Below are 18,308 nucleotides of genomic sequence, written 5' to 3' on the forward strand. Positions count from 1 at the left end.
AAGTTCATCCCTGGGTCTTCTGGATAGCTTCGCGAAGCACCTGGCGGTCGTCGAAGGGACGGACCACTCCGGCGATGTCCTGGCCCTGCTCGTGGCCCTTGCCCGCGACCAGCACGGTGTCCCCGGGGTGTGCGCGGCCGACGGCGGCGGCGATCGCGGCGGCCCGGTCCTCGAAGAGGAACACCTCGCCGCGCTCGTGCGCGGGCACGGACGCCGCACCCTGGAGCATGGTCGCGAGGATCGCGAGCGGGTCCTCGGAGCGGGGGTTGTCGGAGGTCAGTACGGCCGTGTCGGCGAGCCGGGCCGCGGCGGCGCCCATCGGCGCGCGCTTGGTCCTGTCGCGGTCGCCGCCGCAGCCGAGCACGACGTGCAGCCGGCCCTTGGTGACCTTGCGCAGCGCCTTGAGCACCGACTCGACGGCGTCCGTCTTGTGGGCGTAGTCGACGACCGCGAGGTACGGCTGTCCGGCGTCCACGCGCTCCAGCCGGCCCGGCACGCCCGGCACGGCGGCGATGCCGTCGGCTGCGGCCTGCGGGTCGAGCCCGGCGGCGGCCAGGGCGACGATCGCGGCGAGCGTGTTGGCGACGTTGAAGGGACCCGGCAGCGGCGACTTGGCGCTGATCCGCTGTCCCTCGGGGCCGAGCACGGTGAACGTCGAGTCCATCGGCCCGACCTGGACGTCCTCGGCGCGCCAGTCGGCGTCGGGGTGGCCCCCGGCGGAGAAGGTGACGACGGGGACCGTGGCCTCGCCGGCCAGCCGGCGTCCGTACTCGTCGTCGTGGTTGATCACGCCGAGTTTGCTGCGTTCCGGCGTGAACAGCTGCGCCTTGGCCCGGTAGTAGTCCTCCATGTCGGAGTGGAACTCCATGTGTTCCGGGCTGAGGTTGGTGAATACGCCGATGTCGAAGACGCAGCCGTCGACGCGCCCGAGCACCAGGGCGTGGCTGGAGACCTCCATGGCGACCGCCTCGACACCGCGTTCGCGCATGACCGCGAACAGGGCCTGCAGGTCGGTGGCTTCGGGGGTGGTGCGCTCGGACTTGATGCGCTCCTCGCCGATGCGCATCTCGACGGTGCCGATCAGCCCGGTCAGTCCGGTCGGCCGCACCGTCTTCAGGCCGCCCTCGACCAGGTAGGCGGTGGTGGTCTTGCCGGAGGTGCCGGTGATGCCGATCTGGAGCAGCTCACGGCCGGGACGGCCGTAGATCGTGGCCGCCAGCTCACCCATCCGTCCGCGCGGGTCGTCGACGACCAGGACCGGCAGGCCGGTCGCGGCGGCCCGGTCGGCGCCGGTGGGATCCGTCAGCACGGCGACGGCGCCGAGGCCGGCCGCCTGCGTGACGAAGTCCGCGCCGTGGGCGCGGGCGCCGGGCAGGGCCGCGTACAGGTCGCCGGGGCGCACGGCGCGCGAGTCGTGGGTGATGCCCGTGACCTCGACGGCGTTCTCCGGGCTCTCCGGTGCGGTCACGCCCAGCTGACCGGCGAGCTCCGCGAGGGGTGTGGCGGAGACCCGATCCGGTCGCGGCGGTCCCGGATATGTCACGGAAGCGCCCTTCTGGGTGGTTTGGGACTGATCAGCGTGTGGCACGGCGGTGAGCGTACCGGGCGTACCCGCCTGCGGGCGAAGTGAGCCCGGGAGGGGGGTGCTGTTCCCGGGGTCCGGGGTGATCGTTGTCACTGGCTGGTTCCTGGTCGGTGCTTCCGGCGGTGCGGGGCGCGGTGCCGGTCAGGGCTGGTGGGTCACGGCTTGTAGTCGACGGGCAGGTTCGCCGGCTGCGCCCCGGTCGGCGGCACCTGGAGCGTCTTCAGCGCGAATTCCATGACCTGCTTGTAGATCGGGCCGCAGATCTGGCCGCCGAAGTAGCTGCCCCTGGTGGCGTTCTGGATCGCGCAGTAGACGGTGATCCGGGGGTTGTCGGCGGGGGCGAACCCGGCGAAGGACGAGGTGTAGCCGCGGTACCTGCCGGTGGCCGGATCCACGCGGTTGGCCGTGCCCGTCTTGCCCGCCACCCGGTACCCGGGGATGCGCGCCTTGATGCCGGTGCCCTGTTCGTCGTCCACCACGGACTCCAGCATCTGCGCGAGCGTCTTCGCCGTCGACGCGCTCACCACCCGCGTCTTCGCGGGCTTGGCGGCGGGCGTGAAGCGGCCGTCGGCCCCCTTGGTGCCGCGGACCAGCGTCGGCTGGATGCGGACGCCGCCGTTGGCGATCGTCGAGTAGACGGACGCCGCCTGCATGGCGTTGATGGAGACGCCCTGGCCGAAAGGAATCGTGTACTGCTGCGAGGTGGACCACTGGCCGGGGGGCGCGAGAATGCCCCTGGTCTCGCCGGGGAAGCCGAGTCCACTGGGACTGCCGATGCCGAACTTGCGCAGGTAGGAGTAGAGGACCTGGTTGGCCTGTGCCTGGGTCCTGCCGAGCTGGCCGGTGGCCATGATGGTGCCGATGTTGCTCGACTTGGCGAGCACGCCGTTGAGCGTGAGGTACCAGGTGTCGTGGTCGACGTCGTCGTGGAACAGCCGGTCGCCGCGGTGCAGCCGGTTGGGCACGACGACATGTGTCAGCGGCGTGGCCGCGTTCTCCTGCAGGACGGCGGCCATCGACATGACCTTGGCGGTGGAGCCGGGCTCGTAGGCGTCCTGGACGGCGGCGTTGCCCAGCGCCGCCGCATTGGCGTGCGCCAGGTCGTTGGGGTCGAAGCCCGGGGCGTTCGCCATGGCGAGGATCTCCCCGGTCCGGGTGTCCTGGACGATCACGTAGCCACGGTCCGCGCCGGACTTCTCCACCTGCTCGGTGATGGCGTTCTGGGCGGCCCACTGGATGTCGCGGTCGATGGTGAGCTCGACGTCGGAGCCCGGCACCGCGGGCGTCTCCGTGGAACCGGCCGTGGGCACCTCGCGTCCGCCGGACTGCGCGTAGCGGATCTTGCCGGGCTTGCCGGACAGCTGTTTGTTCAGCTGCTGCTCGATCCCGCCGCCGCCCCGGCCGTCGGCGTTGACCCAGCCCAGTATCGCGGCGGCGAGGGCGCCGTTGGGATACACACGCTTGCTGCTGGGGTCGGCGAAGACACCGGCCAGGACGTTGACCGTGGTCTTGTCGGTCTGGGCCTTCCTGACGAGCGCGGCCTTCAGGTCCTTGATCTGCTTCCAGACCTGCGGGGTCTGCCGGCGCGCGAGCAGGACGTACCGGGTGTTCCGCGTCCGCAGCTTCCTGGCGAGCGCGGCCTGGTCCTGGCCGAGGATCGGGGCGAGCAGCGCGGCGGCCTGTTCCGGCCCGTCGCCGACCTTCAGCTGCTCGCGCGTGAACATGGTGGGGTCGGCCGTGATGTCGTCTGCGTCGACGCTGGTGGCGAGGGCCACGCCGTTGCGGTCGGTGATCCCGCCCCGCTCGGCGGCGAGGGTGTGCACGACGTAGCGGTTCTCGTCGGCCTTGGCGGCGTACGCGCTCGCGTCGACGGCCTGCACCTGGAGCAGCCGTACGACGAAGACGAGCAGCACCAGCGTCAGCGCGAGGGCGACCATGCGCAGGCGCGGCCGCGGGCTGCCGAGCCGGATGACGCGCGGGGGCGGGGGACGGCGCGGGGTCGGCCGGTAGGCGGGGCGGGCGCCGGGGCCGGGGCGCTGTCGGCTGCCGGGGCGTGCGGGCCTGGCGGGTCCGGGCACGCGGCGGCGCGGCGGTTCCCTGTCGGACACTTCCGTCACCTGCCGGGGGTCGGGGTCGTGGCGGGCTGGGTCGTCAGCGGGGCGGCCGGAGCGGCCGGGTAGGGGGGTGGAGCACTCCCCGGGAGAGCCGGCGGCGCGGCCTGGGGAAGGGCCGGGGGCACGGTCTGCGGGGCGGTCGGTGTCGCGGTCTGCGGGGACGTCGGCGTCGTGGTCTGCGGCGCGCTCGGGCGTGTGCCGTCCGTGGCGGGCGGCGGGGTCTCGAGCGCCTCGGGCGGCCGCAGGGACACCGGGACGTCCTCCAGGGCGGACTGCTCGGCGGGGGCGGCCGAGGGGACGCCCTTGACGGTGCCGTCGGGGTTGAGGAAGGCCGGGTCGCCGCCGGGCACCATGCCGAGCGCACGGGCGCGGCGCTGGAGGGCGTCCGGGGCGGAGTAGGAGTCGATGTCCCGCTGCAGGGCCTGCTGCTCGTCGGTGAGGTTCTTGGCGTCCTTGTGCAGGTCGTCGAGCTGGAACGCGCCTTCGCTGAGCGCGGAGTTCAGCACCAGCAGCCCGATCAGGCCGCCGCCGAGCAGAAGCACCACGAGGAGGACGAAGGGGGCGCGGGCGGCCTGTCCCCGGCCGGCCGGGAGCAGCCGCGCGAGCCGGGCGGCACGGCCCCTCAGTTCGGGTTTCCCGTTCACCCATCCCCCCCGAGTCCGCTCTTCCCACTCACCCACCGCGCGGGAGCGGCGCCGCCGAACCCGCACGGCCGCCCCGTCACCTGCCTCACTCGACGTCCTCCCTGATGCGCTCGGCCCCGCGCAGCCGGGCCGGTGCCGCCCGCCGGTTCTCGGCGACCTCTTCCTCGGTGGGAAGTTCGGCACCACGCGTCAGCAGCTTGAGCCGGGGCTGGTAGCGCTCGGGGACAACCGGCAGCCCGGGCGGCGCGGTCGAGGTGGCACCGGCCGCGAACACCTGCTTCACCAGGCGGTCTTCCAGCGAGTGGTACGACAGCACGGCGATCCGCCCGCCCACGTCGAGCGCCTTGACCGCGGCCGGGACGGCCCGCTCCAGGACGGCGAGTTCGCCGTTGACCTCGATGCGCAGCGCCTGGAAGGTGCGCTTGGCCGGGTTGCCGCCGGTGCGCTTGGCGGCCTGCGGCAGTGCGTCCCGGATCAGCTCCACCAGCCGGGCGCTGTTGCTGAACGGCTCCTTCTCCCGCTCGCGCACGATCGCGGCCACGATCCGCTTGGCCTGCTTCTCCTCGCCGTACTGCCTCAGGATCCGGACGAGTTCGCCGGCCGGGTAGGTGTTGAGGACCTCCGCGGCGCTGACGCCGGTCGTCTGGTCCATGCGCATGTCCAGGGGCGCGTCCTGGGCGTAGGCGAAGCCGCGGTCGGCCTCGTCGAGCTGCATGGAGGAGACGCCCAGGTCGAACAGCACGCCCCGCACGCGCGGGGTGCCGAGCCTGTCGAGCACCTCGGGCAACTCGTCGTAGACGGCGTGCACCAGGGTGGCGCGCTCACCGAACGGGGCGAGGCGCTCGCCGGACAGGCGCAGCGCCTCCTTGTCGCGGTCCAGGGCGACGAGCCGCGCCTCGGGGAAGCGGGTGAGCAGCGCCTCGCTGTGACCACCGAGGCCGAGGGTGCAGTCGACGACCACCGCTCCCGGCCGCTCCAGGGCGGGAGCCAGCAGATCCAGGCACCGCTGGAGCATCACCGGGACGTGTCGACTCTGGCTCAAGGGGGCCTCTCAGGTCCGGCGCGGGCGGTACGCACCGCCGGGTCCCCGCCCGTCCCCGGCTGACGCCGAAGGTGTCCCCGGTGAAGGGGAGGCCTGCCGGCGCCGGAGGCGTCAGCCGACCGGGAGCGGGAGGAGGCCGAGCCGTACGTACGCGCCGCGCACGTGGGGAGACCGTCCGGGCGCGTGCCGGGGTCTCCGGAAATTGCAGTCCAGCAGGGAGAGCACGCGCCTCCCGCTTCGCGTCACTTTAGTCCACCCTGTCTCCCGGTCAATCAACCGGCCTGCGCGTCGCCCGCCGGAGTGTCCGCGACACCGCGAATCGAAAACATTCACCCGTACGGATGCGGTTTGCCCAGGGTGTGGAGTCGCTCACAACAAGCCACGCCCGCGTTCTTTGTCCCCCTTCACAGCAGGACTGGACCACCGGTGACCAGTAACGTCATGAGTATGACGACTTCTGCAGCAGTTCCCACCGGGTCCGAAGGCGCCATAACGGACGGCGTCACGGATCGCCTGGTCGAAGCCAACGAGCGTTATGCCACCGCCTTCACCGACCCCGGCATGGACGCCCGCCCCGTCCTGGGCGTCGCCGTCGTGGCCTGCATGGACGCCCGCCTCGACCTGCACGCCGCGCTCGGCCTGAAGCTCGGTGACTGTCACACCATCCGCAACGCGGGCGGTGTCGTCACCGACGACGTGATCCGCTCGCTGACCATCAGCCAGCGGGCCCTGGGCACGCGCAGCGTCGTGCTCATCCACCACACCGGCTGCGGCCTGGAGTCCCTCACCGAGGAGTTCCGGCACGACCTGGAGATGGAGGTCGGCCAGCGTCCGGCATGGGCCGTGGAGGCCTTCCGGGACGTCGACCAGGACGTGCGGCAGTCGATGCAGCGGGTGCGCACTTCGCCGTTCCTGCTGCACACCGACGACGTGCGTGGTTTCGTCTTCGATGTGAAGACGGGCCGGCTGCGCGAGATCGACCCCGCCTGACCGCCGTACCCACCCCGGAAAACCCGCACAGTTCGCGCCCTCATCACCCGCAAAAGGCCGTAAGACCCGACATATCGCGGCCAGTTGTCCACAGGCGAGTGACACGAATCGGTAACGGCAGCAAGAATGCGGGGTGTGGCGTCACGCGGAACTATTCCCGCGTGGTGTCCGTGTTTCGGGGTGGGCCGGTCCGCATCGCAGAGCGTCGGCCCGGAAAGAACGGGCCGAGGAGGGCCGGGTGACGACCTATGACGATCGAGCGAGCCTTAGTGATCTGACTGCCACTGTGGAGCGGGTCCGCAGTTCGGTGGAAGGAGTGATCGAGGGCAAGCCCGAGGTCGTACGGCTTTCGCTGACCGTGCTGCTCGCCGAGGGACATCTTCTGATCGAGGACGTCCCCGGCGTGGGCAAGACGATGCTCGCCAAGGCGCTGGCGCGGTCCATCGACTGTTCGGTGCGGCGCATCCAGTTCACGCCCGACCTGCTCCCGTCGGACATCACCGGTGTGTCCATCTGGGACCAGCAGCGCCGGGACTTCGAGTTCAAGCCGGGCGCGATCTTCGCGCAGATCGTGATCGGCGACGAGATCAACCGCGCCTCGCCCAAGACCCAGTCGGCCCTGCTGGAGTCGATGGAGGAACGCCAGGTCACCATCGACGGGCAGACGTACGAACTGCCCAGTCCGTTCATGGTGGTGGCCACGCAGAACCCGGTCGAGATGGAGGGCACCTACCCGCTGCCCGAGGCGCAGCGCGACCGTTTCATGGCCCGCGTCTCCATCGGCTACCCGAGCCCGGACGCCGAACTGCAGATGCTCGACATCCACGGCGGGGTGAACCCGCTGGACGACCTTCAGCCGGTCGCGCACGCGCACGAGATCGTCAAGCTGGTCGAGGCGGTACGAGGCGTGCACGTCGCCGAAACGGTCCGGCGCTACGCGGTGGACCTGGTCGCCGCCACCCGTACCCACCCCGACCTCAGACTCGGCGCCTCGCCGCGCGCGACGCTGCACCTGCTGCGCGCGGCGAAGGCGTCCGCCGCCCTGAGCGGCCGGGAGTACGCGCTGCCGGACGACGTGCAGGCCCTCGCCGTGGCCGTCCTGGCCCACCGGCTGCTGCCCACCGCCCAGGCCCAGCTCAACCGCCGCACGTCGGAGCAGGTCGTCCAGGAGATCCTGCAGCGCACCCCGGTGCCCGCCGGGCCGCAGCAGCAGGGCGGCTTCGGCCTCGGCACCGGCACGCCGGCGTTCGGCCAGCAGCCGCCGCGGAGGCTGTGATGACCATCGCGGGCGCGCCGCACGCGGAGGACGACCGGCGCGAGGAGGGCGGCGTCCGCACCGCGCTGACCGGGCTGACCACCCGCGGACGCTCCTTCCTCGCCGCCGGAGTCGCGGCCGCGGTCTGCTCCTACGTCCTGGGGCAGCCCGATCTGCTCCGCGTGGGCCTGCTGCTCGCGGTGCTGCCGCTGGTGTGCGCGACCGTGCTCTACCGCACGCGCTACCGGGTCGCCGGCAGCCGCCGCCTCTCCCCCGCGCGCGTGCCGGCGGGCAGCGAGGCCCGGGTCCATCTGCGGATGGACAACGTCTCGCGGCTGCCCACCGGCCTGCTGATGCTCCAGGACCGGGTTCCGTACGTGCTGGGGCCCCGGCCCCGCTTCGTACTCGACCGGGTGGAGCCGGGCGGCCGCCGCGAGGTGTCCTACCGGGTCCGCTCGGACCTGCGCGGCCGCTATCCGCTGGGCCCCCTCCAGCTGCGCCTGACCGACCCGTTCGGGATGTGCGAACTGACCCGGTCCTTCTCGACGTTCGACACCCTGACCGTCATCCCGCGGGTGGAGCCGCTGCCGCCGGTACGGCTGAGCGGCGAGGCCAAGGGGTACGGGGACGGCAGGCATCGCTCCCTGGCCCTGGCGGGCGAGGACGACGTGATCCCGCGCGGGTACCGCTACGGCGACGACCTGCGCCGCGTGCACTGGCGCTCCACCGCGCGCTACGGCGAGCTGATGGTGCGCCGCGAGGAGCAGCCGCAGCGCGCCCGCTGCACGGTGCTCCTGGACACCCGGGGCCTCGCCTTCCGGGGTGCGGGTCCGGACTCGGCCTTCGAGTGGGCCGTCTCCGGCGCCGCGTCCGTCCTGGTGCACATGCTGGAGCGGGGCTTCTCGGTCCGGCTGCTGACCGACACCGGCAGCTCGGTGCCCGGCGAGGGCGCCGACGGGTTCGCCGGCGCCAGCCAGGAGTCGGCGGACGCGGCCGGTCTGATGATGGACACCCTCGCGGTGATCGACCACTCGGACGGGGCGGGCCTGTCGCGCGCGTACGACGTGCTGCGCGGCGGCAACGAGGGGCTGCTGGTGGCCTTCTTCGGCGATCTCGACGAGCAGCAGGCGGCCATCGCCGCCAGGATGCGCCAGCGCAGCGGCGGCGCGGTCGCCCTCGTGCTGGACAGCGACGCATGGGTGCGGGAGCCGACCGACGTGCCGGGTGCGGGCAACAGGACGGAGGAGCGGCTGCGGATGTTGCGCGAGGCGGGCTGGACGGCCGTGGGCGTGCCGCGGGGCATCTCGCTGGACGAGGTGTGGCGCCAGGCGGACCGGGAGCGCACGAACCTCGGCCCGGTCGGCGCAGCAGGCTTCGACGCGGTCGGCGCGTCGGGCCTCCGCGCGGTCGGCCTGGGCGCGGTGGGCGCGTCGGGCCCTGGGGAGGGACAGGGATGAGCGGGCGGACTCGACTGTCGCTGTGTGCCGCCGCGGCCACGCTGATGGCGGCGTGTTCCCTGCTGCCACTGGTCTCCCCGGCGACCTGGATCCTGCAGGCCACCCTGCTGCTGGCGGTGCAGTCGGGCGTGGGCGCGGCGGCGCGGCGGGTACCTCTGGCCCGGCCCCTGACCGTGGCGGCGCAGGCCCTGGTCACCCTCCTGCTGCTGACCCTGGTCTTCGCCCGCGGCCAGGCCCTGGCCGGGCTGGTCCCCGGCCCGGACGCCTTCCGTCACTTCGCCGACCTGCTCCAGCAGGGCTCCGACGACGTCGGGCGGTACGCGATCCCGGCACCGCTGACCGGGGGCATCCGGCTGATGCTGGTCGGTGGCGTCCTGGTGATCGGGCTGATCGTGGACACCCTCGCGGTGACGTTCCGCAGCGCGGCTCCGGCGGGACTGCCGCTGCTCGCGCTGTACTCCGTGGCCGCGGGACTGTCCAGCGGCGGCGCCGACTGGCTGTGGTTCCTGGTCGCGGCCGCCGGCTATCTCATGCTGTTGCTGGCCGAGGGGCGGGACCGGCTCTCCCAGTGGGGCCGGGTGTTCGGCGGGACGTCACGCGCGGCCGGCGGGGAGCCGAGCAGCGCGGTCGCCCCGGCGCGCACCGGACGCCGTATCGGCGCGGTCGCGCTCGGCGTGGCCCTGGTGGTGCCGCTCGCGCTGCCGGCGATGCGGGGCGGCCTGCTGAACGCGGCCGGGGCCGGCGTCGGTGCGGGCGTCGGCGACGGGGGCACGATCTCGGCGGTGAACCCGCTGGTGTCGCTGCGCGACAGCCTGAACGTCGACGAGGACCGCACGGTCATGAGCCTGCGCACCGACAACGGCAACACCTCGGACCTGTATCTGCGCATAGTGTCCCTGGACGACTTCGACGGCACCACCTGGAGGCCGTCCCAGCGGCACATCATCGGCGTGCCCGACTCGTTCCCCACGCCGCCCGGCCTCGGGCGCGACGTCAAACGCACGGAGACCACCACCGTCATCGCGGCGGCCGACTGGTACGCCCAGGACTGGCTGCCGATGCCGTACCCGCCCAGCGGCGTTCGCATCAAGGGCAGTTGGCGCTACGAACCCGTCGGCATGACGCTCGTCGGCGATCACGGCCAGAACACGCGCGGCCTGACGTACACGGTGAAGAGCCTGGACGTGCAGCCGACGCCGGGCCAGCTCGCCGCGGCACCGGAGCCGCCGCCCGCCCTGAAGACCGAGTACACCAAGGTGCCCTCGTCACTTCCGGCGGACGTCGCCAGGACCGCCCGCCGGGTCACCGCGAGGTCGGCGAACCACTACGAGCAGGCGGTCAAGCTCCAGGACTGGTTCGCCGCGACCGGCGGCTTCCAGTACGACACCCAGGTGGAGGTGGGCAGCGGCCCGCAGGCGATCTCGCGGTTCCTGAAGGACAAGCGCGGCTTCTGCGTGCACTACTCCTTCGCGATGGCCGCGATGGCCCGCACGCTCGGCATCCCGGCCCGGGTCGCCGTGGGCTTCGCGCCCGGGGCGCCGCAGGGCGACGGCACTGTGTCGGTGGGCCTGAAGGACGCGCACGCCTGGCCCGAGCTGTACTTCGAGGGGATCGGCTGGACCCGGTTCGAGCCGACTCCGAGCCGTGGCACGGTGCCGTCCTACACCCGGTCGGACATCCCGGGCAGCACGCTGCCGGACCAGACGGTGCCGTCCCATGCGGCGAGCGCGGCGCCGTCCACCGCGCCCTCGGCGAGCCAGGGCTGCACGCCGGTGATGAGGAAACTGCAGGAGTGCGCGAGCCCGGCCGCCCAGGCCGCGCCGCACCGGGACGACAAGGGCCCGAAGTGGTACGCGGTCCTGACGTGGACGCTGGGCGGCCTGGCCGTCCTCGTACTTCCGCTGTCGCCGCTGCTGTGGCGCTCCCGCGTCCGGTCGGTCCGCCTCGGCCCACACGGGCGCGGCGAGGCGGACGCGGCGGCCCACACCCTCGCCGTGTGGCAGGAACTGACCGACACGGCCTGGGACTTCGGTATCCCGCCCGACGAGTCGCAGACCCCGCGCAAGGCCGCCGCCCGGATCGTCCGCCTCGGGCACCTCGACCCGGTGACCGCGGCATCGGTGCACCGGCTGGCGGACGCCGTGGAGCAGGTGCTCTACGCGCCGCGCCCACGCCCGGTGGCAGGGCTCGCCGAGGAGGTCCGCCGCGTCACCGCGGGCCTGCGCGGCACGGCCGGCCGCGGCGCCCGGCTGCGCGCCACGTTCGTCCCGCGCTCGACGGCGCGGCTGGCCTGGGCGCTCTCGGCCCGGTGGGCTTCGCTGAAGGCACACGCCTCGGCCACCCGGCCGAGCCTGCGCAGACCGTCGGGGCAGCAGGGCTAGGGGGTGTCGTTGGATCATGCCGCAGACGCGGGGGCCGATCGGATGCCGTCACTTCCCTGCGGCATGATCCGCCGGACAGGTCCCAGGGGGTGCCTCCGCGGGGGCAGGCACGCACCCTCGGCGCGCGGACGGCCGCGCGGGGCCCGCTCCGGCGAGAGCACGGGAGCAGGAGTGCGGACATGATCGAGGGGGTGACCACCTTGGGGTGGTCACCCCCTCGATCATGTCTTGGGGAGCCGCTCGGCGGGTCAGTGGCCCTGTTCGTCGCGGCGGCGCTGCCAGCGCTCCTCGATACGGTCCATCACGGACCGCTTCGGCCGGGCCTGACGGCGAACATGCGGGCCGCCGACGGGCTGCTCACCCGGCTTGGGGGCCTTGCGCCAGCCGGTCACGGCCAGCACGGCACAGCCCAGCATCACGAGGAAGCCGACCACACTCACCCAGATCTGCTGGGCGATCACACCTGCCATGAGGAGCGCGATTCCCACGAGGAAGCCCGCGACCGCCTGGTAGACCCGCCGCCGGGTGTACGTACGCAGCCCGCTTCCCTCAAGCGCCGACGCGAACTTGGGATCTTCGGCGTACAGCGCTCGCTCCATCTGCTCGAGCATGCGCTGCTCGTGCTCCGAGAGCGGCACGGAGTCCTCCTCATCGTGCAGTCGCCGGGGGGCGACCCGGGGGGTCCCTTCAGGATAGGCAGGGAATCGCCCCCGTGAAACCCGCCCCTCTGCGCCAATTGGCCAACCGGATCCGCCATGGCCGACCCGGTCGCTGAGGCTTCCATTCCCCGGCGGCCGGCCCGTCATGCCGGGCCATCTCCCTCGATCATACGGCGCAAAGTCTCCGGCCGGGGGGCCTGTGGCGCACTCCATCCCCGGCCGGGACGCCGGCCAACGGGCCGCCCCGAAGGGCGGCTCAGGCCTCGGCGGCTCCCTGGGTCTCGCCGAGGACATGGAGCTGTGTGGCCACGGAGTGGAACGCCGGGAGCTCGGCCGCCGCGGCCTCCAGCTTCAGCAGCGCGTCGAGGGCGCCGGGCTCGGTGTCCACCAGTACACCGGGCACCAGATCGGCGAAGACCCGCACGCCGTGCACCGCGCCGATCCGCAGACCGGCGCCCTCGACGAGCGCGGTGAGCTGCTCGGCGGTGAAGCGGCGCGGCATCGGGTCGCCCGCGCCCCAGCGCCCGTCGGGATCGTCCAGGGCCTGCTTGGCCTCCTTGAAGTGCCCGGCCAGGGCACGCGCCAGCACGGCGCCGCCGAGCCCGGCGGCGAGCACGCTGAGGACGCCCTCGGCGCGCAGGGCCGCCACCGCGTTGCGGACGCCCTCGGCCGGGTCGTCCACGTACTCCAGTACGCCGTGGCACAGCACCACGTCGTAGCCGCCGCGCTCGACCACGTCGAAGAGCCCGTGGGCGTCGCCCTGCACGCCCCGCACCCGGTCCGCCACCCCGGCCTCGGCCGCCCGGCGTTCCAGGGCGAACAGGGCGTTGGGGCTGGGGTCGACGACGGTGACCCGGTGGCCGAGGCGGGCGGCGGGCACGGCGAAGTTGCCGCTGCCGCCACCGGTGTCGAGGACGTCCAGTGACTCCCGGCCCGTGGCCTTGACCCGGCGGTCCAGGGCGTCCTGGAGGACCTCCCAGACCACGGCGGTACGGAGAGAAGCGCGGGGGCGCATCGGGTCCGACACGGCAGTTGACTCCTCGGCGCGGCACCGCCTCTTGCGCGGCGGAGCGATCGGGCTGCCTCCCCGGCCCGGTTGCGGAAGTGGGAAGGCTTCAGGCGCCCCCCACCCTATTGCCTCCGGGGCCCGGCCTGCCCCTCGCCTCACGGCCGTGGCACGGGGCCCCGCCTGCGCACGCGTCCGTCACGGTACTCGTGCGGCACTGGGCCGGCTCCCGTCGCGGCACTCGGCCGACTGCCGTCGCAAAATCCCGGCCGGCTCCCGTCGCGGCACCCGGCCGCCTCCCGTCGGCGTGGCTTCCCGGCCGCGGACCTCTCAGCCCGCGTCCGGCATGTCGCGCGGAGTGCCGGACGAGCGGGAGGCCTCCGCCTCGCCCGCGTCCCGACGCGGCTGCGGCAGCACCGGCTGGAGGACCAGCATGCGCTCGACGAGACGGATGAACATCGCCACGTCGCGTATCAGGTCGTCGGCGTCCCGGCGGCCGGCCGCGCCCTGGATGCCGGCCTCGGCAAGGGCGCGGCGCCGGGCACCCGCGGCGAACAGCGCGCTCCACTCGGCGAGTTCGGGCGCTATCTCGGGTAGCACTTCCCAGGCGCTCCTGATGCGTGCCCGGCGTCGGGGCGTGGTCTCCGGGCGCCCCCGGGCGGCGAGTACGGCGGCGGCGGTGCGCAGGGCGGCGAGGTGGGCCGTGGCGTACCGCTCGTTGGGCGTCTCCAGGACGGCGGCCTCGTCGAGTCCGGCACGGGCCTGGGCGAGCAGTTCGAGGGCGGCGGGCGGGGCCGTGGCCCGGCGGAGCACGGGGTGCACGTCGCTCGCCGGGCCGGTCAGTGAGGGGGCAGGGCCGGTGGCGCGGCGCCGACGGGCGGCAGCTGCGGAGGAGTTGGCCATGACAAACCTCCTGTCGTCTGTGTGACGGCACAGGTGCCGTATGTGCCCATCGTGAGGTATGGCACTGACAATCCGTTCTGACCTGGCCTTTTGCTTCGATCGAAGGTTCACGGTAGCTTTTGCACTGACCAGTCAGTTCAAAAAAATTCAGGGGGAGGGGAAGCCGTGGACGGCCCGCAGGAGAGCCCTCACGACCCGGCATCCGGCCTCGGTGTCACGGCCCGCGACTTCGGGCTGCGGGGGCCACGCGGGTGGGCGTTCCGGGACATCCGCCTCGATGCGGAGCCCGGTTCGCTGATCGCGGTGGTGGGCCCGTCCGGGTCGGGCCGGACGTGCCTGCTGCTCGCGCTCACCGGCCGGATGCGGCCCACCGAGGGAGTGGCCGATGTGGGCGGCTTCAAACCGCCCCGGCAGATGTCCGCCCTGCGCCGGGTCAGCGCGCTCGCCAACGTCGCCGGGGTCACCGACCTCGACCCGGCCCTGACGGTCGCGGAGCACCTGCGCGAACGGGCACTGCTGCAGCGCAGGTTCGGCAGCTCCCTGCGCGGGCTGCTGCGGCCGCGTGCCGAGCGGAGAGCCGAGGGGAAGCTGCTGATCGACACGGCCCTGCGCGCCGCCGGTCTCGACCTGGCGGCCCTGCCCAAGGGCTCCCGCACCGCCGTGCGCGACCTGGAGCGCACGGAGACGTTGCGCCTGTCCATCGCTCTGGCGCTCATGGCACGCCCGCGGCTGCTCGCCGTCGACGACGCCGACTTCAAGCTCTCGGACGCCGAACGGGCCCGGATCTGGGCTCTCTTGAAGTCCGTCGCCGCGTCGGGCACGACCGTCGTCGCGGTCTGCAGCGAGGCGCCGGAGGGAGCGGTGGTGGTGTCCACCAGAACCCCCGAACCGAACACCACCCAGAACGAACCGGCCGAGAAGAGGGCCCGGGACGAGGCCGGCACGCAGACCACCGCCGGCGACGAACCCGGTGCGGAGGCCACGGGCGACGCACCCTGCGCGGAGTCCGAAGGCGACGCACCCCGCACGGAGTCCGAAGGCGACGCACCCCACGCGGAGGTGCCGGGCGACAACCCCGTCACGAACGCCGCAGCCGACGCCCCCGGCACGAACGCCGCAGCCGACGCCCCCGGCACGAACGCCGAAGGTCACGACACCCGCCTGAAGAAGGCAGACGACGAAGCGAAGGAGGCGGCCGATGCGCTCGCCGAGACTGGCCGCGCTTGAGCTGAGGCGCTTCGGCAGGGGGAAGCTGCCGCGCGCCGCCCTGGTCGCACTGCTGGTGCTGCCGCTGCTGTACGGCGCCCTGTACCTGTGGTCCTTCTGGGATCCGTACGGCCGTCTGGACCGCATCCCCGTGGCGCTGGTGAACGACGACCGGGGCGCGACCGCCGACGGCAGAAGGATCACGGCCGGCGACGACCTCACCAAGGGGCTGCTGGACAGCAAGGTCTTCGAATGGCACCGGGTGAGCGCCGCGGAGGCCCGCAAGGGCGTCGAGGACGGCACGTACTACCTGTCGCTGACCATGCCCGCCGACTTCAGCAGGCGGATCGCCTCCAGCGCGGGCGGCTCCCCGGAGACCAGCGCCCTGCAGGTCCGCACCAACGACGCGAACAACTACATCGTCGGGCAGATCTCGAAGACGGTCTTCAACGAGGTGCGCACCGCCGCGTCCACCAAGGCGTCCCGGTCCTTCCTGGACAAGATCTTCATCTCGTTCTCCGACATCCACGGCCAGACGGTCAAGGCCGCCGACGGCGCCGACCAGCTCAAGGGCGGCATCGGCAAGGCGGAGAAGGGCTCCAAGGACCTCGCCGACGGGCTGGCGGAGGCCAAGAAGGGCAGCGGCAAGCTGGCCAAGGGCCTGAATAAGCTCAACACCGGCGCGGGCACCCTGGAGGACGGCTCGCAGCAGGTCGCCGACGGCACGCAGGCGCTGGCCGACCGGGTCAACGGGGTCGCGGGCACGGCGGGCCCGTTCGTGAAGGACAACGAGAAGAGCATCGGGGACACCGCCCAGCTGGTGGCCGACTCGGCGAAGGCGGTCCGCGACAACCTCGACACCCTGGTCAAGAACGCGCCGATCGCCGCCGAGGGCGCCCACCTGGCCTCCGCCGCGCTGGACGACATCTACGCCCGGCGCTGCGAGCAGCCGGTGCTGCCCGACACCGCCTGCGCCGACCTGAAGAAGGCCAAGCAGGCCGCGGCCGACGTGGCCACCGTCGCCGATGACGTGAACACGCTGATCGCGGACCAGAACGGCGATCTGAAAACGCTCAAGAAGAACCTCGGCACCCTCCAGACGCAGGCCGAGGCGCTCGCCGCCCGCGCACCGCGCCTGTCCGAGGACCTCGACGACGCCGTCAAGAAGATCAACAAGCTGAACAAGGGCGCGGGAGACGTCGCCGCGGGCGCGAAGAAGCTGCACACGGGGATCGGCACGGCAACGAAGGGCGCCGCGGACCTCGACGACGGCGTCGGCGCGCTGGAGACGGGTGCCCAGGACCTCAACGGCGGCATGTTCAAGCTGGTCGACGGCTCCGGAAAGCTCGCCGGCGGGCTGCACGACGGCGCCCGGCAGATCCCCGACTACGGCAAGAAGGACCGCGACCAGCGCACCGGCGTCATGGCCGACCCGGTGCAGCTGGCGGCGCGGGACCTGCACCACGCGCCCAACTACGGCACCGGCTTCGCGCCGTACTTCATTCCGCTGTCCCTGTGGGTGGGCGCCATGGTGGCGTACATGCTCATCCCGCCGATGAACCGGCGCGCCCTCGCCGCGGGTGCCTCGTCCTGGCGGATCGCACTGGCGGGCTGGCTGCCGGTGGCGGCGGTCGGGGTGCTGCAGACGGCCGCCCTGATGGCGGTGCTGCACTGGGCGATCGGCCTGGAGATGACCCGCGCCGCCGGCACGATGGGCTTCCTCTTCCTGGTGGCGGCGTGCTTCGGGGCGATCGTGCAGTGGCTCAACGCCCGCTTCGGGCCGGCGGGCCGCATCCTGGTCCTCGCGCTGCTGATGCTGCAGTTGACGTCGGCGGGCGGTACGTACCCCGTGCAGACCAGTCCGGGCTTCTTCAACGCCATCCACCCCTTCCTGCCGATGAGTTACATCGTCGAGGCCCTCAGGAGGCTCATCACGGGCGGCGGTCTCGGCCCGGTCTGGCTGGCCTGTGCGGTGCTCTCCGGCTTCACCGCGGCGGCCCTCGCACTGACCGCGCTGTCGGCCCGCCGTCGGCAGGTGTGGACGCTGGACCGGCTGCATCCGGAGCTGAGTCTGTGATCCCGTCCGTGCCCTCGCTCCCCTCCACCCACTGCGGGGAGCCCGTTCCTGTGAGAATCGGGGCCATGGAAAGCAGCAGCGCCACGGCGGGTGGCCGCACCCGCCGCGAGGCCACCCGGCAGAAGCTCTACGAGGCGGCCGTCACGCTCATCGCCGAGCAGGGCTTCTCCGCCACCACGGTCGACGAGATCGCCGAGCGGGCCGGCGTCGCCAAGGGCACGGTCTACTACAACTTCGCGAGCAAGTCCGTCCTCTTCGAGGAGCTGCTGCGGCACGGTGTGGGCCTGCTGACCGCCTCCCTCAGGGAGGCCGGCGAGCGGACCGCGCGGGAGGGCGGCAGCAAGGTCGACGCCCTGGACGCGATGGTCCGGGCCGGGCTCGTCTTCATCGACCGCTACCCGGCCTTCACCCAGCTGTACGTGGCCGAGCTGTGGCGTACCAACCGGGCCTGGCAGTCCACGCTCATGGTGGTCCGGCAGCAGGCGGTCGCGGTCGTCGAGGGCGTGCTGCGGGACGGCGTGGAGAACGGCGAGTTCAGTCCGGAGATCGACATCCAGCTGACCGCGGCCGCGCTGGTCGGCATGGTGCTGGTGGCTGCGCTGGACTGGAAGTCCTTCCAGCCGGAGCGCTCCCTGGACGATGTGCACGCGGCACTGTCCCGGCTGCTCCAGGGCCGGGTGAGCGGCGTCCGCTGAGCCGGTGCCGGTCCCGCCGTGCCACGGGTCGCCTTCGGCGGCCGGGCACCGGAAAGCGCCGGTGCGCCGTGTCCCTGCCCCCGCAGGGCACCGCGCACCGGCGCCTCCCGGGTACTCCCCCGGTTTTCCCCTGTCGGGCCCCCGTACGGTCGTTCCCCCGGGTCCCCCCGTGTCTCGCTCCCGCCGACGCCGGCCGGCGGAAGGAGCGGTCGAGGGCCACGCCGTTCCGCCGCCCCGTGTCGGCGGTGCCGGCGCCGTGCCCCTTCCCGTGCCTCCACTCTCTCGTCCGCGCGG

14 protein-coding genes are annotated in these 18,308 nt (G+C 72.9%); 7 read left to right on the forward strand and 7 right to left on the reverse strand.

Features of this window, described 5'->3' with window-relative positions; translation table 11 throughout:
* Positions 1-4 precede the first annotated feature (4 nt).
* From AB0A61_RS06780 to rsmH, 4 genes are all read right to left on the reverse strand, one after another.
* Positions 5-1,678, reverse strand: a complete 1,674-nt coding sequence (locus AB0A61_RS06780) for a UDP-N-acetylmuramoyl-L-alanyl-D-glutamate--2,6-diaminopimelate ligase (protein ID WP_361287172.1) — start codon at positions 1,676-1,678, stop codon at positions 5-7.
* 62 nt (positions 1,679-1,740) lie between these two features.
* On the reverse strand, positions 1,741-3,693 hold the full coding sequence (locus AB0A61_RS06785; protein WP_361287175.1) for a penicillin-binding protein 2: 1,953 nt from the start codon (positions 3,691-3,693) through the stop codon (positions 1,741-1,743).
* A 5-nt stretch (positions 3,694-3,698) separates the two neighbouring features.
* Positions 3,699-4,343 (reverse strand): septum formation initiator family protein, encoded by a 645-nt coding sequence (locus AB0A61_RS06790; RefSeq protein WP_361287178.1) that lies wholly within the window; start codon positions 4,341-4,343, stop codon positions 3,699-3,701.
* Between the two features lie 85 nt (positions 4,344-4,428).
* Positions 4,429-5,385: a 16S rRNA (cytosine(1402)-N(4))-methyltransferase RsmH gene (gene rsmH, locus AB0A61_RS06795; RefSeq protein ID WP_361287181.1), complete on the reverse strand. Its 957-nt coding sequence runs from the start codon at positions 5,383-5,385 to the stop codon at positions 4,429-4,431.
* A 447-nt stretch (positions 5,386-5,832) separates the two neighbouring features.
* Here rsmH and AB0A61_RS06800 point away from each other — a divergent pair, with 447 nt between their 5' ends.
* The 4 genes from AB0A61_RS06800 (at position 5,833) to AB0A61_RS06815 (ending at position 11,468) form a co-directional block, all read left to right on the forward strand.
* Complete coding sequence (locus tag AB0A61_RS06800) at positions 5,833-6,375, forward strand: carbonic anhydrase (protein WP_361287184.1); 543 nt, start codon at positions 5,833-5,835, stop codon at positions 6,373-6,375.
* Positions 6,376-6,613: 238 nt separating this feature from the next.
* Positions 6,614-7,651 (forward strand): MoxR family ATPase, encoded by a 1,038-nt coding sequence (locus AB0A61_RS06805; RefSeq protein WP_361287187.1) that lies wholly within the window; start codon positions 6,614-6,616, stop codon positions 7,649-7,651.
* A complete protein-coding gene (locus tag AB0A61_RS06810) occupies positions 7,651-9,087 on the forward strand; it encodes a DUF58 domain-containing protein (protein ID WP_361287190.1) in 1,437 nt (478 codons plus the stop codon). The genes AB0A61_RS06805 and AB0A61_RS06810 overlap by 1 nt, the downstream gene beginning before the upstream one ends.
* On the forward strand, positions 9,084-11,468 hold the full coding sequence (locus tag AB0A61_RS06815; RefSeq protein WP_361287193.1) for a DUF3488 and transglutaminase-like domain-containing protein: 2,385 nt from the start codon (positions 9,084-9,086) through the stop codon (positions 11,466-11,468). Before AB0A61_RS06810 ends, AB0A61_RS06815 begins: the two co-directional genes overlap by 4 nt.
* A gap of 248 nt (positions 11,469-11,716) precedes the next feature.
* Here the strand turns inward: AB0A61_RS06815 and AB0A61_RS06820 are convergent, their stop codons facing one another.
* The 3 genes from AB0A61_RS06820 to AB0A61_RS06830 form a co-directional block, all read right to left on the reverse strand.
* A complete protein-coding gene (locus tag AB0A61_RS06820; RefSeq protein WP_361287196.1) occupies positions 11,717-12,106 on the reverse strand; it encodes a DUF3040 domain-containing protein in 390 nt (129 codons plus the stop codon).
* A 277-nt stretch (positions 12,107-12,383) separates the two neighbouring features.
* Positions 12,384-13,154: a methyltransferase gene (locus AB0A61_RS06825; RefSeq protein ID WP_361287199.1), complete on the reverse strand. Its 771-nt coding sequence runs from the start codon at positions 13,152-13,154 to the stop codon at positions 12,384-12,386.
* Between the two features lie 309 nt (positions 13,155-13,463).
* On the reverse strand, positions 13,464-14,036 hold the full coding sequence (locus AB0A61_RS06830) for an SAV_6107 family HEPN domain-containing protein (RefSeq protein WP_361287202.1): 573 nt from the start codon (positions 14,034-14,036) through the stop codon (positions 13,464-13,466).
* A gap of 234 nt (positions 14,037-14,270) precedes the next feature.
* On the opposite strand from AB0A61_RS06830, the gene AB0A61_RS06835 reads away from it, so the two are divergent.
* The 3 genes from AB0A61_RS06835 to AB0A61_RS06845 all read left to right on the forward strand — a co-directional run bounded on the left by AB0A61_RS06835 (position 14,271) and on the right by AB0A61_RS06845 (position 18,014).
* Positions 14,271-15,263 carry an ATP-binding cassette domain-containing protein gene (locus AB0A61_RS06835; RefSeq protein ID WP_361287351.1) on the forward strand — a complete coding sequence of 331 codons (993 nt, stop codon included), beginning with the start codon at positions 14,271-14,273 and terminating at the stop codon, positions 15,261-15,263.
* Positions 15,235-17,319, forward strand: a complete 2,085-nt coding sequence (locus AB0A61_RS06840; protein WP_361287205.1) for a YhgE/Pip domain-containing protein — start codon at positions 15,235-15,237, stop codon at positions 17,317-17,319. Before AB0A61_RS06835 ends, AB0A61_RS06840 begins: the two co-directional genes overlap by 29 nt.
* 65 nt (positions 17,320-17,384) lie before the next feature.
* Entirely contained in the window at positions 17,385-18,014 is a 630-nt protein-coding gene (locus AB0A61_RS06845; protein WP_361287208.1) for a TetR/AcrR family transcriptional regulator, read from the forward strand.
* The last annotated feature ends 294 nt before the right edge of the window (positions 18,015-18,308 follow it).

Source organism: Streptomyces sp. NPDC046197 (genome assembly GCF_040646295.1).
Lineage (GTDB): Bacteria > Actinomycetota > Actinomycetes > Streptomycetales > Streptomycetaceae > Streptomyces.